Source organism: Bradyrhizobium sp. WYCCWR 12699 (assembly GCF_032144035.1).
Classification (GTDB): Bacteria; Pseudomonadota; Alphaproteobacteria; order Rhizobiales; family Xanthobacteraceae; genus Bradyrhizobium.
Map to the genome: position 1 here is coordinate 1,663,324 of NZ_JAVTJN010000039.1, position 16,924 is coordinate 1,680,247.

Here is a 16,924-nt window from a genome sequence, read left to right on the forward strand (position 1 = left end):
GGGCTCCAGGGCTGGAAGCGCCGGCCCCGGAGCCAGATGGACCGGGTGGCCGCTAGCTGACCAAGAAGTTCCCATTGTGCAGCGTGCCGCTGGCATTCTGCAGGTTCACGTCCATGTCACTCGTTCCATCGCCATCGATATCGATCTGGAGATAGTCGTTACCCGGCCCGAAGTTCTGCAAATGGGCCGAAGCCTGGTTTCCGCCGAGCAGGGCCGGCCCGTCCACATACTCGATGTGACCGCCGGCGACGCTGATGCCCGAGAACGTAAAGCTGTCATTGCCCGCGTCGAAATTGTGGATGGTGTCGGCAGCACCGGCGGCGGAGTCTGCAGTGCTGACGAAGCGGAAGTTGTCATGGCCCGCGCTGGCGTAGATCTCGTCCGCACCTGCGCCGGCCGTAACCGTCGTGTTGCCCGACGTGTTGCCGATCGTGATCCGGTCGAAATTCGCGGCGGCATTGACGGTTTCGACATTGGTCACGGTGATGTCGTAGACATTCGCGTTGAAGTTCAGAGTGTCGTTGCCGTCGCCGAGATCGATCACGTTCGCCGGGCTGCCTTGCAGCGTCAGAACGTCATCCGACGAACTGCCGTTGAGCAGGTTCACGTTCCACAGATTGTCGAACGAATTGCTGCCCTCGGCGAGATTGAGGACGTTGGCCGTCCCTTCTCCGAGATTGACCGTCACGCCGGACACGGTGTTCAGCAGCGTGACCATATCGTCCGACGGATGGAGATTGCCGGTAAAGTCGCTGCCGTTTAGGTTCTCGACGCCATTGATGCTGAGCGAATTGACGCCGTTGGCGAGGGACACCCAATCGGTTCCGCCGCCCATATCGATGGCGATACCGTTGACGTTGTTGGTCAGGCTGACCGAATTGTCGCCTGCATTGCCGGTGATGTGCTCGACGCCCATCGCGGCGAAGGACGCGAAGTTTCCGTTGAAGGCGACCGTATCATCGCCATCGCCGAGGTCGATCGCGACGCCGTTGGCCGCGCCGATCGCACCGGTAACGGTCAGGATGTCGTCACCCGCCATGCCGTTCACGTGGTTGACATCGTAGATGTTCACGAACGAATTGGCGCCGGCAGCGAGGTTCATCGTGTTGTCGCCGTTGCCGAGGCTGATGTTCAGGCCCGTGACCGTCGTCGACAGGGTGAGCACGTCGTTGACGCCGGGCGTCGCTCCGAAATCCGTTCCCGCGATTCCGTCGACGCCGATCAGGCTGAGCGTATTTGCCCCGCCCGCGAGATTGAGCTGATCATTGCCGCCGCCGAGGTCGACGACCAGGCCGTTGGCATTCATCGTGAGGTTGACGAACTCGTCGTTGCCGGTGCCAACGAGGTTTTCGACCCCCGCGAGATTGAGCGTGTAACCGTTACCAAAGGTGCCGTTGAGCAGGACGGTATCTGCCGTCCCCGCTCCCAGATTGAGCTGGTGCCCGAAGATGTTGGCTCCGACGCGAAGATAATCGTCTCCGGCCGTTCCGATCACGGGCGCCGAGTTGGAGAATTGTTGCGTCGAAAGATCGATCGGACTCCCCGATGTGCCCGAGGACAGCAGCACGATGCCGTCGCTGAACTGCAGCACTTCGACATTGGTCAAGGTGTCGGTGCCGTCACGACCCGCAACTGTATCTTGAACCTGGATGGTTCCCGCCATGGTGACGTTGTATTGCGATTGCGCACCCGAGAAGATCACCATGTCGGTGCCGGCGCCGCCGTCGATCAAATCGTCGCCGCCCTGGCCGGTGATGCCGTCGTTTCCACCACCCGCGCTGATGGTGTCGCCACCACCGCCGCCGAAGAAGAACTCGTTATTTGAGCCACCGACCAGCGTATCGGCCTGGTTCGAGCCCTGCACGCTGTTGACGCCGCCCGTGATGACGTCGGCGCCAGCCGCACCGCTGACAATTCCGGTCGACAGGTCGACGGAAACGCCGCCGCCGGCCTGAGAATACGAGACCCGCGTGTTGCCGTTACCGGTGATGGTGTCGTTGCCGAGGAGGCCCTCGAACAGGTTGAAGGTGCCGAACGATCCGGCCGTCGTCACGCCGGTGAAGCCTGTGGCATTGTAGGTGTCGTCGAGGTTGCTACCGGTCGCGCTGTTGACGCCGACATAGCTGTCGGTGCCGATCGAGCCGCCGCCGGTCGCCGTCCCCGCCTGCAGGTTGATGGTCACGGCATCGACCGCGCTGGAATAGATGATGCGGGTGTTGCCGTTGCCGGTGATCGTATCGTTGCCAGCCAGACCTTCGAATTGGTTGAAGTTGCCGTTGTTGCCGACGTTGTTGCTTGCGCCGTTCTGGAAGCCGACGGCGCCGAAGTTGGTAGCCGTGAAGACATCGTTGAACGTGGTGCCCTGGGCACCTTCGATACCGCGGAACGTATCATTGCCGATCGAGGCGTCACCGGTCGCGGTGCCGGCGGTGAAGTCGATGGTCACCGGACCGGTGGAGAAGTAGATGTTGTTGTAGCTGATGACGTCGAAGCCGCCGCGGCCGTCGATGAAGTCGTCGCCAGCAAGGCCGGTGAACGTCTCCGTCGCCGTTGTGATGTTGCTGCCGCGGATGGTGTCATTGTACATCGAGGCCATCACGGCGTTGACGCCGCTGAACGTATCGTTGCCCGTGGATGCGTCACCGCTCGCCGTTCCCGTGCCGAGCGTCGCGCCGGTTTGCAGGTCGACGACTACGGCCCCGGTCGCGTTCGTGAACGAAACACGCGTGTTGCCGTTGCCGGTGATGCTGTCGTTGCCTCCCATGCCGACGAATTCGTTGAAGGTACCGTTGGAACCGGCATTCTGGCTGATTGCACTGAAGCCCGCAGCGTTGAAGACGTCCGCAGCGTTCGAGCCGCGCACCGATTCGACCGATCGCAGCGTGTCGGTGCCGACCGTCGTGGCATCGCCCGTCACGATTCCCGAGGCCAGCTGGACGTTGATCCCGCCCACGGCGGCCGGGTCGAGCGCGTAGTCTGCCCGATCGAAGCCAGTCCGACCGTCGATGAAGTCGTCGCCGGCGCGGCCTTCGAAGATTTCCACGGTCCCCGGCGCATTGCCGCTGCCGAGCAGCTGGTCGGCAAATCCAGAACCGACGACACCGCCAAAGCCAGAGCCGACCAAGGTATCGGTTCCGACCGAACTATCTCCGGTCGCCGAATGGGCCGCCAGATCGACGATCACGCTGCCCGTCGCGCTGGCGTAAGAGATGCGCGTCAGCAGCGCACCCAGGCTGTTCGTTCCTCCGGTGATGCTGTCGTTCCCTCCGCGGCCTTCGAACTCGTTGAAGCCCACATTGGTGCCGGCAATGCCGGTATCGCCCGCAAAGCCGGTCGCGTTGAATGTGTCGGCGTAATCGCTGCCGACGATGCCCTCGATGCCCACAAGCGTGTCCGTTCCAGCCCCTGGACCCGTCACGGAGCCTGCCGCGAGATTTGCGGTGATGCCTCCCGTTGCCGCGACATAGTCGGCGCGGTCGAAGCCGAGGCCGCCATCGAGAAGATCATTGCCGTCGAGGCCCTTCAGGCGGTCGTTGCCGGCAAGGCCGCTCAAGCTGTCGGCATAGGCAGTGCCGACCAGCGTATTTCCGCCGGCGTCGCCGGTGAGATGCACGCCCTGGCCGAGGATGAAGTCGGCAGCCGTGAGGTTCGACAGCGTCACGTTCAGCAGCGTGAGGGTGTCGCCATTGCCGAAGTCGATGACTGTGTTCGGTCCCTGCTGTGTGGCGAGCGCCTGAATGTCCGCGAGGGTCGAGATACCGGGCACCCCCGTGAGGTCGATCTTGTCGGCGTCCGCCTGCAGGAAGTCGCCGATGACATCGGCGCCGCCACCGGTGGTATAGACAAAGGTGTCCGCACCAATGCCGCCGTTCAGGGCGTCGTTGCCGGCACCGCCGCTGAGCAGGTCGCTGCCGCCGTTGCCGAACAGCTGATCGTTGCTGCTGGAGCCGGTGATCGTGTCGTTGAAGTTCGAGCCGGAAACGTTGGTCACCCCTCCCACGATGGTGTCGTGACCCACCGAAGCGTCACCGTCCGCGGTCCCGTTCGCGAGGTTGACGATCACGCCAGCCGTCGCATTCGCGAAAAGAATCTGCGTGCTGCCGTTGCCGGTGATGGTGTCGTTACCACCCTGGCCCTGGAAGGAATTGAAACCGATGAAGCCGGTCGCGTCGTAAGTGTCGGCGAAATTGCTGCCATAGACACTGTTGACGCCTGCGAAGGAGTCATGCCCGACCGACACGTCACCCGTGACCGAGCCGGCATTCAAGCCGACCGTGACGCCGCCGGTGGCGTTCGTATAGAGCAGGCGTGTGCTGCCGTTACCGGTGATCTGATCGTCACCGCCCAGGCCCTCGAACTGGTTGAAGCCACCGTTGTTGCCGATATTGAGCGCACCGGCCTGTCCGTAGCCTGTCGCCACATAGCTGTCGGCATAGCTGGTGCCCTGAATGCCCTCGATCGAGCGCAGCGTGTCGGTGCCGATCGAGGCATCGCCGGTCGCCGTGCCCGCCGCCATGTCGATGGTGACGCCACCCGTGACCGTGCTGAGGCTGTTATAAATCGCGGTGTCGAAGCCGCCGCGGCCATCGATGTAGTCGTCGCCGCCAAGACCCGTGAAGTTGTTGTTGAAGCTGCTGCCGAGCAGCGTGTCGGAGAAGGTCGAGCCCTGCACCGCATTGACACCGGTGAAGGTATCTGTGCCCTCGGTCGCGCCGATCGCACTGCCGGCAACGGTGAGCGCCGTGGTGGTTCCCACGACGCTGGTCTCGAGGTCGACGCTGACGCTCGAGGCCGCGATCTGGTAATTCAGGCGGGTGGAGCCGTTGCCGATGATGGTGTCGTTGCCGCCGGCCCCGGCGAAGTCGTTGAAGGCGCCGGACGAGCCGACATTGGTCGCCCCGGCCAGACCGAATCCGGTCGCGTCGAACGTGTCGTCGAAATTGGTGCCGCGGGCGGCCTCGACGTTGCGGATCGTGTCGGTACCGACGGTCGCATCGCCGTTCACGGTGCCCGCGGCGAGGTGAACATAGATGCCTGAGGTGGTCGTCGTATCGGAGTTATAGGTGACCTGGTCGTAGCCGCCGCGGCCGTCGATATAGTCGTCGCCGCCGCGACCCTCATAGGTCTCGTAGGTGAAGGCGGCATTGTCGCTGCCGTAGAAGGTGTCGTTGGAGGCCGAGCCCCAGATCGTCGAGACGTTGGAGAAGGTGTCGTGACCGACGGAGGCATCGCCATCCGCGGTGCCTGCCCCGATATCGACACTGACCGCGCTGGTTGCACTCAGATAGGACAGCCGCGTGACCGCCTGCCCCAGAGGGTTGAGATCGCCGACGACGATATCGTCGCCGCCGCGCCCTTCGAACTCGCTCTGGCCGGCGGCGACGCCCGGCAGGCCGGTCGAGCCGGTGAACCCGGCCGCGTTGAACATGTCGGCATAGTTGCTGCCGAGGATACCCTCGACATTCGTCAGCGCGTCGGTTCCAACTCCCGGGCCGGTCACCGAACCGGCCGCGAGATTGGCGGTAATGCCTCCCGTCGCATCGCCGTAATCGGCGCGATCGAAGCCTTGGCCGCCGTCGAGCAGGTCGTTGCCGCCGAGGCCTTGCAGGACGTCGTTGCCGCCAAGGCCGCTCAAATTGTCAGCATAGACCGTGCCGACCAGCGTGTTCGCATTGGCATCGCCGATCAGGTGAACGCCAGGCGCGAAGACGAAATCCGCAGCCGTGAGGCTCGCCAGATTGACGTTCTGCAGCGTCAGGCTATCGCCATTGCCGAAATTGATGAACGTGTTCAATCCCTGCTGCGAGGCGATCGCCTGAACGTCGGCGAGGTTGTAGATGCCTGCGCCCGAAAGGTCGATCTTGTCGGCTTGCCCATGCGAGAAGTCGCCGATGAAATCGGCACCGCCGCCGCTCACATACACGAAGGTGTCCGCGCCGCCGTTGCCCAGGAAATTGTCGGCGCCGATCCCCCCTTTCAGCGTGTCGTTGAAGCCCGATCCGGACACGCCGTTCACGCCGCCAGTGACGGTGTCATGCCCGACCGAGGCATCGCCACTGACAGTGCCGCTGGCGAGATCGACGACAACGCCACCGGTGGCGTTGGCGAACAGCAGCTGCGTGCTGCCGTTGCCGGTGATGAGATCGTTGCCGGCGAGGCCCTGGAACGAATTGAAGCCAACAAAGCCTGACGCGTCGTAAGTGTCGGCGAAATTGCTGCCATAGACGCTGTTGACGCCCGTGAAAGTGTCATGCCCGATGGACAGGTCTCCGATTGCTGCACCGGCATTCAGGCTGACCGTGACGCCGCCGGTGGCATTGGTGAAGAGGAGCCGTGTGTTGCCGTTGCCGGTGATCTGATCATCGCCGCCCTGACCTTCGAACTGGTTGAAGCTGCCATTGTTGCCGACGTTGGCTGCGCCAGCCAGACCGAAGCCGGTCGCGTCATAGATGTCGGCAAAGATCGTGCCCTGGACGCCTTCGATCGATCGCAGCGTATCCGTTCCTGTAGAAGCATCGCCCGTGACGGTGCCGCTCGTCATGTTGACGTTCACGCCGCCCGTGACGAAAGTCAGGTTGCTGTATTGAGCGGTATCAAATCCGCCTCCGCCGTCGATCGTATCGTTGCCGGCGAGACCCATGAAGTTTTCATTGGCGCCGCTTCCGGTGATGACGTCGTCGAACTGCGATCCCATCACCGCATTGACGCCGGTGAAATGGTCGGTGCCGACCTGCGCGACGTCGCCCGCCTCCGTGCCCCGAGCGGTGCCTGTCGAGATATCAACCGTCACGCCGTCGAGCGCCTGCGTATACTGAAGACGGGTGTTGCCATTTCCGGTAATGACATCGTCGCCGCCCATGCCTTCGAAATTATTGAAGGTGCCGTACGAGCCGGCATTGGCGCTGGAGCCGTTAAATCCGGTGGCGCTGTAAGTATCGGCGAACTTGGTGCCGCGCACCGCTTCAACCGAACGCAACGTGTCGGTGCCGACCGAGGCGTCGCCCGTGACCGTGCCGGCGGCGAGATTGACCGAGAGGCCGGATGTCGTCGTCAGGTCGTTGTTGTAAGTCGCGAAATCGTAGCCGCCGCGGCCGTCGATCAGATCGTCGCCGCCGCGACCGTCGTATTGCTCATAGGTTCCGTTGGGATTGTCGCTGCCGAGCAAGATGTCGGCATAGACGGAGCCGACGATGGCGTTGACCGCATTGAACGTGTCGTGCCCGACCGAGGCATCGCCATCAGCGGTCCCTGCTGCGATATCGACGGTCACGGCCGCCGTGGCGCTGACATACGACACGCGTCCGAGAATCTCGCCGGATGCATTGATCGAGCCGGTGATGACGTCGTCACCGCCCCTGCCCTCGAACTCGGCGAGGCCTGCCGCTGCACCGGGAATGCCGCTGTCGCCGATGAATCCGGCCGCGCTGAACGTGTCTGCAAAATTGCTGCCGACAGCGCCCTCGATGTTGACGAGCGTATCCGTGCCGACCCCCGGTCCCGAGGCGGTGCCAGCCGCGAGGTTGACGGCGATGCCGCCGGTCGCGTCAGTATAGATGGCACGGTCGAAGCCTGAGCCGCCATCGAGGAGATCGCTGCCGCCGAGGCCCTGGAGGCGGTCGTTGCCGCCGAGACCGCTGATGGTTTCGGCATTGGCGGTGCCGACGAGGTCGTTCGCGTTGCCGTCGCCGACAATTGGCGCGGCCGGCGTGCCGAACAGGAAGTCGCTCGCCGTCAGGCTGCTCAGATTGACGTTCTGAAGCGTGAGGCCGTCACCCGAGCTGAACGTGATGACCGTGTTGGGACCGCTCTGAACTGCATGTGATTGCAGATCGGCAAGGCTGAAGATGCCGTAGACGCCGGTCAGATCGATCTTGTCCTGACCGTGGACGAAGTCCTGGACGAAATCGAAGCCGCCGCCGGTCGCGTAGACGAAGATGTCCGCGCCGGCGCCGCCGCTGAGGAAGTCGTTGCCGGCACGGCCGTCCAGGGTGTCATTGCCGTTGCTGCCGGAGAGACTGTCGTTGCTGCCGCTGCCGATAATGGTGTCGTTGAAGTTGGACCCGAGGACGTTGAACACGCCTCCGGTGATGGTGTCATGGCCGACCGAGCCGTCGCCGTCGACCGTACCTGCGGTGAGGTTGACGCTCACACCGCCGGTCGCGTTGCTAAACTGGATCTGCGTATTGCCGTTGCCGGAGATGACGTCGTTGCCGCCGTTGCCCTGGAATGAATTGAAGTTCGCGTTGGGGCCGGTGAACCCCGTCGCGTCGTAAACGTCGGCAAAATTGCCGCCGAGCGCGCTGTTGACGCCCGTGAAGGTGTCCTGACCGGTCGAGCCGTCGCCGGTCGCGGTGCCGCCCGCGAGGTTGATGGTCACCCCGCCGGTCGCATTGGCGAAGATGAGGCGCGTGTTGCCGTTACCGGTGATGACGTCGTCCCCACCGAGGCCTTCGAACTGGTTGAAGGTTCCGTTGTTGCCGGTATTGGCACCGGTCACGCCGTAACCGGTCGCATCGTAGGTATCGTTGAAGTTGGTGCCCTGAATGCCCTCGATCGACCGAAGTGTATCCGTGCCGTTCGACGCATCTCCGGTGACGATACCGGCCGCCATATCGACGGTGATGCTTCCCGTGATGAAGAAGATGTTGTTGTAGGACGAGACGTCAAAGCCACCACGGCCGTCAATGTAATCGTTGCCCGCAAGGCCGGTGAACGTGTCGTTGGTCGCACCGCCCAGCAGCGTGTCGTCGAACATCGATGCCTGGACGGCGTTGACGCCGGTGAATTGGTCGGTGCCGACGGATGAATCGCCAGTGGCAATGCCGGTGACGAGGTCGACCTGGACCCCGGCGGTCGCGTTGTTGAACCCGAGCCGCGTGAAGCCGTTGCCGGTGATGGTGTCGTCACCGCCATTGCCGGTGAACTCGTTGAACGTCCCGTTGGACCCGGCATTGGTGCTGCCGGAGCCAAAACCTGTGGCATTGTAGGTATCGGCGAAGTTGGTGCCGCGGACCGCCTCGATCCCGCGCAACGTATCCGTCCCGACGGTCGAATCGCCGGTCACCGATCCAGTGGCGAGATTGACCGTAATTCCCGTCGTGGTGTTCGGATCGACGTTGTAATCCACGCGGTCATAGCCGCCGCGGCCGTCGATGTAGTCGTTGCCCGCAAGGCCCGCGTAGACCTCAGCAGTGAACATCGGATTGTTGCTGCCCAGAATCGTGTCGTTATAGGCGGAGCCCCAGGCGCCGTTGAAGCCGGATCCGACCAGGGTGTCGTGGCCCACCGAGGCATCTCCTTGCGCATAACCGGCGGCAATATCCACCGTCACCGCCCCGGTGGCGCTGACATAGGAGACGCGCGTCAGCTCCGCGCCCTGGCTGTTGGTGGTGCTGATGATGGTGTCGTCGCCGCCTTTGCCTTCGAACTCGTTGTAGCCGACGGGGCTACCCGGGACATGGGCGTCGCCGGTGAAGCCGGCTCCGTTGAACGTATCGTCAAAATTGCTGCCGATGGCTGCTTCGATGTTGACGAGTGTGTCTGTCCCCACGCCTGCGCCGGACGCTGTTCCCGCCGCGAGATCGATGGTGACGCCGCCGGTTGCGTCGGTATAGACGGCGCGGTCGAAGCCTGGGCCGCCGTCGAGAATATCGTCACCCGAGCCGCCGCCGAGATAGTCCCTGCCGGCGCCGCCAAAGAGGATGTCGTTTCCGTCACCGCCGTTGAGACGATCGTTTCCGTCCTGCCCGTCGATCAGATCGTTGCCGATTCCGCCCGAAAGCACGTCGTCGCCGAGCGAGCCGAACAGGGCGTTCCCGACCGGGGTCAGCACGGCATTGGAAACCTCCGTGTCGAGATTGTCGACAAAGCGGTCCGTCAGCAGATCGATGGAACCTTGATCCGAAAAATTGGTCGCAGCCAGTTGGTCGGTGGCAGCGCCTTGGGCGACCTGGCCGGCTTGCGCCAGCTCGGTGACGTTGGTGGCCGACTGAATGCTGTCGTTCGCGGCAGCAACGACCTCCACAACCGTCGCGGCGGCGGCCGCACTGACGCCGGCCGACGAGACGACGCTCTCCACCGTTTCCTGCGAGCTGAGATTGAAGGGCAGCGGATTGTCCGGATCGGCCTGAGCGGTCGCAACGGCGTCCGCGATCGCGGCGATCACCGCGTCCGGCGCGACCCCGACAGCCGCGATCTGCGCCACCGTGCTCTGGACCTGGATGGCCGCCGCAAGCACCGCGGTCGCCGTCGCATCGCCACTCACCGCGGCGGGCACCGGGTCGTACGACAGCAAGTCGATGGGGTGTTGGGGGTCGGCGGCGAGATCGACGTTGAACGCGGCCGCAATGGCGTTGATGGCCTGGTCCACCGTCAGCGGGTGCTCGTCATTTGCCGTGCTGTCGACCAGTGCGACGATCAAGGTCGTGAGCGGCGTGATGACGGTGGACCCTTCCGGCGCCCTCAGCACGCCGGCGACCTGCAATCCCGTCGAAATGTCGACACCGCCGATACTCACGAGCGGACCGGACCCGCCCGCCAGCGTAAAGCTGCCGTCAGCCCGCGTCGTCGTGAACGCCTCGCCCGCGTCGAGTATTCCATTGTTGTTGGCGTCGGCAAACACGGTCGCGCCGCCGATATAGCCGTCGATATCCAGCGCGTTGATCTCGTTGGCACCGGGTGTCACGCTCAGCGAGAGCTCGGCCGAGCTCACCGCCTGATGAACGCCGTCGTCGGAGATGGCGGTGACGTGCAGGGTGAACGGATCGGGGCTGCCGACGGCATGGCTCGGGATCAGGACGACGTTCTGAATCGAATCGCCGGTCAACAGCCAGGTGCCGTCGCCGAGCGCTGCGCCGTTCTGGACCGCAAAGCTCGACGGCACACCCTCGATCTTCAGCGACAAGGTGCTGCTTTGGTCGATCTTGGCCGCCGCGATATTCAGCGTGATGTTGCCGTCCGCAGCGCCCGATGAGTCCTGAACGTTCAGAACCGGCGCGTCCTGCGCGCCGTGGATGTCGAAGCTGATGTTCTTGGTCGTGCCGTCGACGGAGGTGACCGTGAAAGTCTCCGTTTTCACCTCGCCCGCGCCGAGATACTGAATCGCAGCGTTGTCGACCGAATAGGTGTAGTGGCCATCGGCCTGCAGTGTCACGGTGCCGAGGTTGTCTTGCGCCGTGATCGTGCCGGCCTGGAACGCTGCCTGGTTCTGGTCGACATCGCTGATGAACAGCTGCCCCGACGCCGTGAGCGTGCCGTCCTCGGTGACGTCGTGCTGCGCGGGGCCGCCGATCACGGCGGCGTCATTGGTGCCCGTGATGTTCACCACGATGTCGTGGGCGGCCGTACCGTCCACCGAAGCAACCGTCAGGGTGTCGGTGACGTGCTGGCCTGCAGCCAGCGGATCCGACTTCGCGGGATCGAGCGTATAGGTCCACGCCCCGGTCGCGGCATTGAACATGAAGGTGCCATAGGTGCCGGCGAGCGAGGCCGGGACCGCGAAATGGGCTTGGCCGCTGTCAACATCGTTCACCGCAAGCTGACCCGACGCGTTGGGATCGCCGGCACCGCTCCCGGCCTCGGTCACTGACGTATCCTGGCTCCCCGATACCGTGATCGTGGCCGCGTCGTTGCTGCCCGTGATGGCCACCGTGAGCGTCGACGAACCCGTTCCACCGTGATTGTCGGCATTGGTGTAGGTGAACTGCTCCATCGCCTGCTGGCCCGCAGCGAGCGCTTGCACGGCGGCGCTGGAATTGTTCAGCGTGTAGGTGTAGGCGCCGGTCGCCTTGGTGACCACCAGCGTTCCATAGGTACCGACGACGGTGATCGTGGTGCCGTTGTCCGCGCCTCCCGCCACGGCCGAGACGGTGTGGCTATCACCAGCATCGGTGTCCGTGTCGTTTGCGAGCAGATTGCCGCTGGCAACCGTCGTCACATCCTCCTTGACGGAGGCGGTATCCGCGACTGCGACCGGCGCATGATTGGTCGGGCCTTCGATGACGATTTCGACCTTTTCAATCGAGGCGACGGCGAGGTCGAAGCTCCTGAACGCGTAATCCGCGCTGCCATAGCGCGCGATGAGGGCCTGGATGGCCGCAAGATCGGACCTGAACGAAGCCGAGTTCGCCATCGCTTGCGTGACAACGAGGCGGAGCGTGTCCTGGCCCTTGCCGCCATCGTAGATGTCGACAGAGCCCACGTTTTCCGACACGCGGTAGATCAGGATGTCGTTGCCATTGCCGCCGCTGATGATGTCGGTGCCGGCGCCGCCCTCGATGATATCGTCGCCGTTGTCGCCGGAGATCAGATCGTTGCCCGCCCCCCCGAGCAGCGTATCGTTGCCGTTGCCGCCGAAAATGATGTCGTTACCGGTGCCGCCATCCACGGTATCGTTGCCATTGCCGGCGTCGACGATGTCGTTGCCCGCACCGGCATTGATGTTGTCATTGCCGTTGCCGCCCTGAACGAGATCATTCCCTGCCCCGGCGCCGACGGTATCGTCGCCGTTCTTCGCATTGATGATATCGGTCGAGCTGGTGCCGGCGATCTGATCGTTTGCATTGGTGCCGTTAATGATCATGGCAATTCATCTTTCTCGATATGGCAACAGGCATTGTTCGCGAGCGCGCGGAAGCGGCGTCGCGTTGTGCGGATGGAGAGAAATTCAATCGTCGAAAGCAGAACGCGATATGGACCAGACGCGTGACATCGTGCGGTCGCTCATGGTGAGCCCCCTCCCGTAACCTTTTTGATTTTTCAGGTTCGCCGTCAGCCCAACGGCGTGAGTTTGAAATGACGTGGTCTTGTTATCGTTCGACGCTTCGCCCCGTTGCTCGGCGTCGCCTGAATTCTCGAAATGCAGTTTCCGAACGTCGAAAATGCTTTTCTGATAATTGCAAATTGTTTCCACTGTTGCGCGACTGCGTCAAGACAGCACAGCTGCTAACCTTAAGCAGGGTGTGGACTGAACACCGCAGCCGAGCCAGCGCGTCACCGCCATGGGAGGTCTCGCCCGATTTCAGCAAACAGGGGGATCGAAGTTTTGCGGGACTGCAGCACAATAAGTGCTGGAACGAAGCGATCGGCCGTCGCGCGGGGGCCGACGCGAAGAGATCGCTCAAGGTGCTGAGCAAATGAGTTACCACCACTGATAGCGCGGGGATGCGACGCGCGCCCGGACCCGCTGCATCGCCTGCGACATTCTGCCGCAGTCTGATCTGGCCGCGGAGCGACACTGCAGGCGGAGAACCTAAACTGAAATCCATCTGGCTCGAGCAGAGCGACGTCATCTCAACTCCTGGGACGAAGACCTATTCCTCCTGCATGGAATACCCCCGCACGTCTTGACGCATGACCCGAATGGGTCATCCCGGTCCTGGTGACAGCGCATCCGCGGACATTATCCGTTAGACTTTGGTCGAGCGTCTTTTTCAGGAAAAACCGGCAAAGGGGCTTGCGTCGAACCGCGTCCTCACGAAGCATGGCGGGGGGTCTGCACGGAATGCGGCAAGAAAGGATGCGCGCCGGCTCGCAGCCGAAGGCCTGGAGCTCAGCGGAGGGGACCGCTCGTGAAAACCAATGGAATCGACAATGAGGAGCTGTCGAAGGTCCTCAATCGACTTGGCGAGGCTGCCGTGAATCCGGAAGCCTGGCGCGGCATCATGGACGACATCTGCAAGGCGGTCGGGGCGTCGGCGGCGCTGCTTCTTCAGAGCGACATCAGAACCCCGGACGTTCCACGCACCGAATCGATCGACGAGGGGACCAAGGTCTATTTCAGGAATAACTGGCATCTGAGGGACCCCCGCGCCAGGGCGTTTCCGCGCATGATGGCGGGCGAGGTCGTGACCGACCTCGACGTGATGACGCCTGAGCAGATTCGCGCCGACCCCATGTACAATGAGGTGCTGTTTCCCTTCGGATACCGGTGGTTCGCCGGCATCGGCTTCTGGGCCGACAGCGCCGCGTGGGCATTGACGCTGCAACGAACCGGCCGCGAAGGCACATTCGAGGCGCGCGACAAGCAACTGCTGGCCCAATTGGCACCGCGCCTGACCGAAACCGCCACGCTCGCGACGGCGGTTGGACGAGCCGCGCTGACCTCGATGACCGACGTCCTGGACCGGGTTCGACAACCCGCCTTGGTCCTCAATCGGGAAGGTATGGTCCTGCGCACGAACCAGATGGCCGATCGCGGCTTCGACGACGAGATCCGCATAAGGGGGCGGCGTCTCGTTCTCCGCGACAAGCATGCGATGACGCGATTCGATCAGCTGGTCAGTATGATCCGATCGACGCCGGATGCCGCCGCCATCCCCGCCTCGCCGATCCTTGTCCGCCGGACGACCAAGCCACCGGTCGTGTTGCGGCTCCTGCCGGTGGACGGCGCGGCGCGCTCCGTTTTCCTCGGAGCGCGCGCCCTGCTCATCCTGTCCAATCTCTCCCCGCGCCCTGCGCCGGACCCGGCGCTGATCGGCCAGGCCTTCGATCTCACCCCGGCGGAATCCCGACTGGCTGCCCTGCTCGCGACCGGCACATCGATCGCCGACGCCGCCGAACATCTGCGCATCTCGCGCGAAACCGCCCGCAACCACCTGAAGTCGATCTTCTCGAAAACAGGTATCCACCGCCAGTCGGAGCTGGTCACGCTGGTTTCGCAGTTGGGGTGACATCCGGCTTGTGTCCATCGGCGCCCCAAATTTCCTCCGAGCACGAAGCAGCGCTTCAGCGCCTTTGCGCGCGCCCCCCTCACTTCCGGCTCCGAGCCGCCACGGACACGTTCATCAGCAAGAGAAACAACGCGCTTGTCGCCTGATATCTCGCCACCACGCGTTTCCTCGCTCGTCCTCGCATGATGGCCTTTCCGTCGCGTGAGCCAATACGCCACGCCCAGCCCCGTGACAGCTTGCGCATCTCGAACTCGAAGAACGAGAACTCGTCGAAGCCCATTCATCCGTCTCCCAACCAGTTTGACGCCATTTCGCCGCTTGACGACCTGCCCGCACCTTGTCCCGCACGAGCGCAAGAACACCGCCGTGCATTGGAGAGCCATGCAAGGCGATATGCCAAAGTCCGCTGGGTGCGCCTCCCCCAAATGGGCTAGGTTGGGCCTAGAAAAACAGTTGGGGGTAGGTCGCCGGCCACACGTGCGCGGGAATAAACAGGGCAAATCGGTCAAAGTTGGCGGCGAAACCGAGAGTCCAAAGCGCAAAGACCTTTGTGCCCTACCGTGATGCCCCGGCCACCTCCTAAGCTGCGTCAAGGCTCCTCGGCGAGATAGGACGCCGGTCCGGTTATAGATCCCCGCCCTAGGAAAGTTCGGGCGCTGCGCCACAAATGTGCCAGGTGAGCCATCTGACGGGTCCTATTGCCGCGGCAAAACACGACCCTTCGGAAAGCGACGCAACCGTAGGAGCCGCTCTCGCTGGAGATTAATTTGACTCTGCCTGAAGTTAAATTTATATATTATTTGTTATTTAATTTTTATTTTGACTGCCTAACTCTTCGAAAGAGGCGTGACTATGCGCCCAATCGATACTGCGCCAAGGGATGGTGAATTCATCTGGGTTGAAGGTGCGGCGGGGGCTATTGAGGCCGTCCGGTGGTCGTCAGACATGGATGGATGGGTTTGGAAAGACGGCACGCCAATCGATATTGCCCCGACTCATTGGTATCCAGCAGCCGAGTATGTCGATCCGGACGACGAACCATCGGGCAGCTCGGCCGCAGCCGCCCTCATCCTTATCCCTGCAATTTTCCTTGGAGCAGCCCTGCTCGCCGCGTTCGACCCATTTAGTTCGGGAGCGGGTCAAGACGCGGTCTGGAGCGATGGCAGAACTATTTTTGCCCTCCATCGACAAGTCGCGATCGAAACCGGCTCTCAAGCGGCACTTCAGCAGGAAACGACCGCAGCGTCGATGTTGGCGGTGCCGCCAGGCTTTGGGCGGCAGCAATTCGATGAAGAACAAGCACTCGCCAGCGGGTTGGCTGGCGCCCGGAACGAGTTCGATATCACGGTCCCGCGCGCGCAGGCGGCAGAAGCGGCCGCGGAACGGCTGCGGCAGTCGCTTCGACAGGAGCAAGCCGGCAAGGACGCGCTCACGGTAGAACTTGCCAGATCTCGCCGCGAGCTCGAGACCCGTGATGAAGACTCGCGCAATGCCGCCGATGTCGCCGAGCAACAGAGGAAGGCAATGGCTCACGAAATCGCGGAATTGCAGCAGTCTCTCCAAGAAGAGCGAGACAAGAGCGCCGAGCTCGTCGCAGAGGCCAAAGCTGCGCGGGCTGAAACGGCGAATGCCGAACAACAAAGTCGTGCGGTACAAGATGCCCGGGCGCATGCGGCCGCGTTGGCCTCGGAACTTACGGAAGCGCGGCGTGAGATCGAAGCCCGGAACATTCAATTGCGCGATGCGAATGATGCGATCGCGCAGCAAAAACAGGCGGCGAGCCAAGAAATAGCCGGACTGCGACAGGCGCTGCGACAGCAGCGGAGCGGGACGGAGGCTCAGGCAGGAGACCGTAAAGCGTCCTCGAGCCTCGCTGAGGACGTTTCGACCGCTCCGGCCACTGAACGCTTGGTCCCGCCAACGACGCAGAACGGGGGGACGATGGTAGCGGAAGGACCCGTAGCCGCACGTCAAAGCGAGGCAGAGACTCGACTCATTCCGCGGGCCAGGGCCTTGCTCGATCAGGGGGATATTGGAGCAGCGCGGATTGTGCTTGAGCTCGCGGCTGAGAAGGACGTCCCGCAGGCAAGTTTCATGCTCGCCGAGACCTACGATCCGGCCGTGCTATCCGCCTTGGGGACTTACGGAACGCGCAGTGAAGTGGCGAGGGCGCGCGAGCTGTATGCCAAGGCTCAAAAGGGCGGCATTCGCGGCGCCCAGGAACGGCTAGATGCACTGCCTCGCTGAAAAGGGAC

4 protein-coding genes are annotated in these 16,924 nt (G+C 63.0%); 2 read left to right on the plus strand and 2 right to left on the minus strand.

From position 1 onward, the window contains the following. Nucleotides 1-52: 52 nt before the first annotated feature. Complete coding sequence (locus tag RPS27_RS38470; RefSeq protein ID WP_313755042.1) at nucleotides 53-12,580, minus strand: VCBS domain-containing protein; 12,528 nt, start codon at nucleotides 12,578-12,580, stop codon at nucleotides 53-55. A 988-nt stretch (nucleotides 12,581-13,568) separates the two neighbouring features. Between RPS27_RS38470 and RPS27_RS38475 the strand changes: the two genes are divergently transcribed. After that, nucleotides 13,569-14,669, plus strand: coding sequence for a helix-turn-helix transcriptional regulator (locus tag RPS27_RS38475; RefSeq protein ID WP_212065679.1), 1,101 nt, complete (start codon nucleotides 13,569-13,571; stop codon nucleotides 14,667-14,669). 79 nt (nucleotides 14,670-14,748) lie between these two features. On the opposite strand, the gene RPS27_RS38480 is transcribed toward RPS27_RS38475, so the two are convergent. Further along, a complete protein-coding gene (locus RPS27_RS38480) occupies nucleotides 14,749-14,949 on the minus strand; it encodes a hypothetical protein (RefSeq protein WP_212065680.1) in 201 nt (66 codons plus the stop codon). 572 nt (nucleotides 14,950-15,521) lie between these two features. Here RPS27_RS38480 and RPS27_RS38485 point away from each other — a divergent pair. Further along, complete coding sequence (locus RPS27_RS38485) at nucleotides 15,522-16,916, plus strand: hypothetical protein (protein ID WP_212065681.1); 1,395 nt, start codon at nucleotides 15,522-15,524, stop codon at nucleotides 16,914-16,916. Nucleotides 16,917-16,924: the final 8 nt, after the last annotated feature.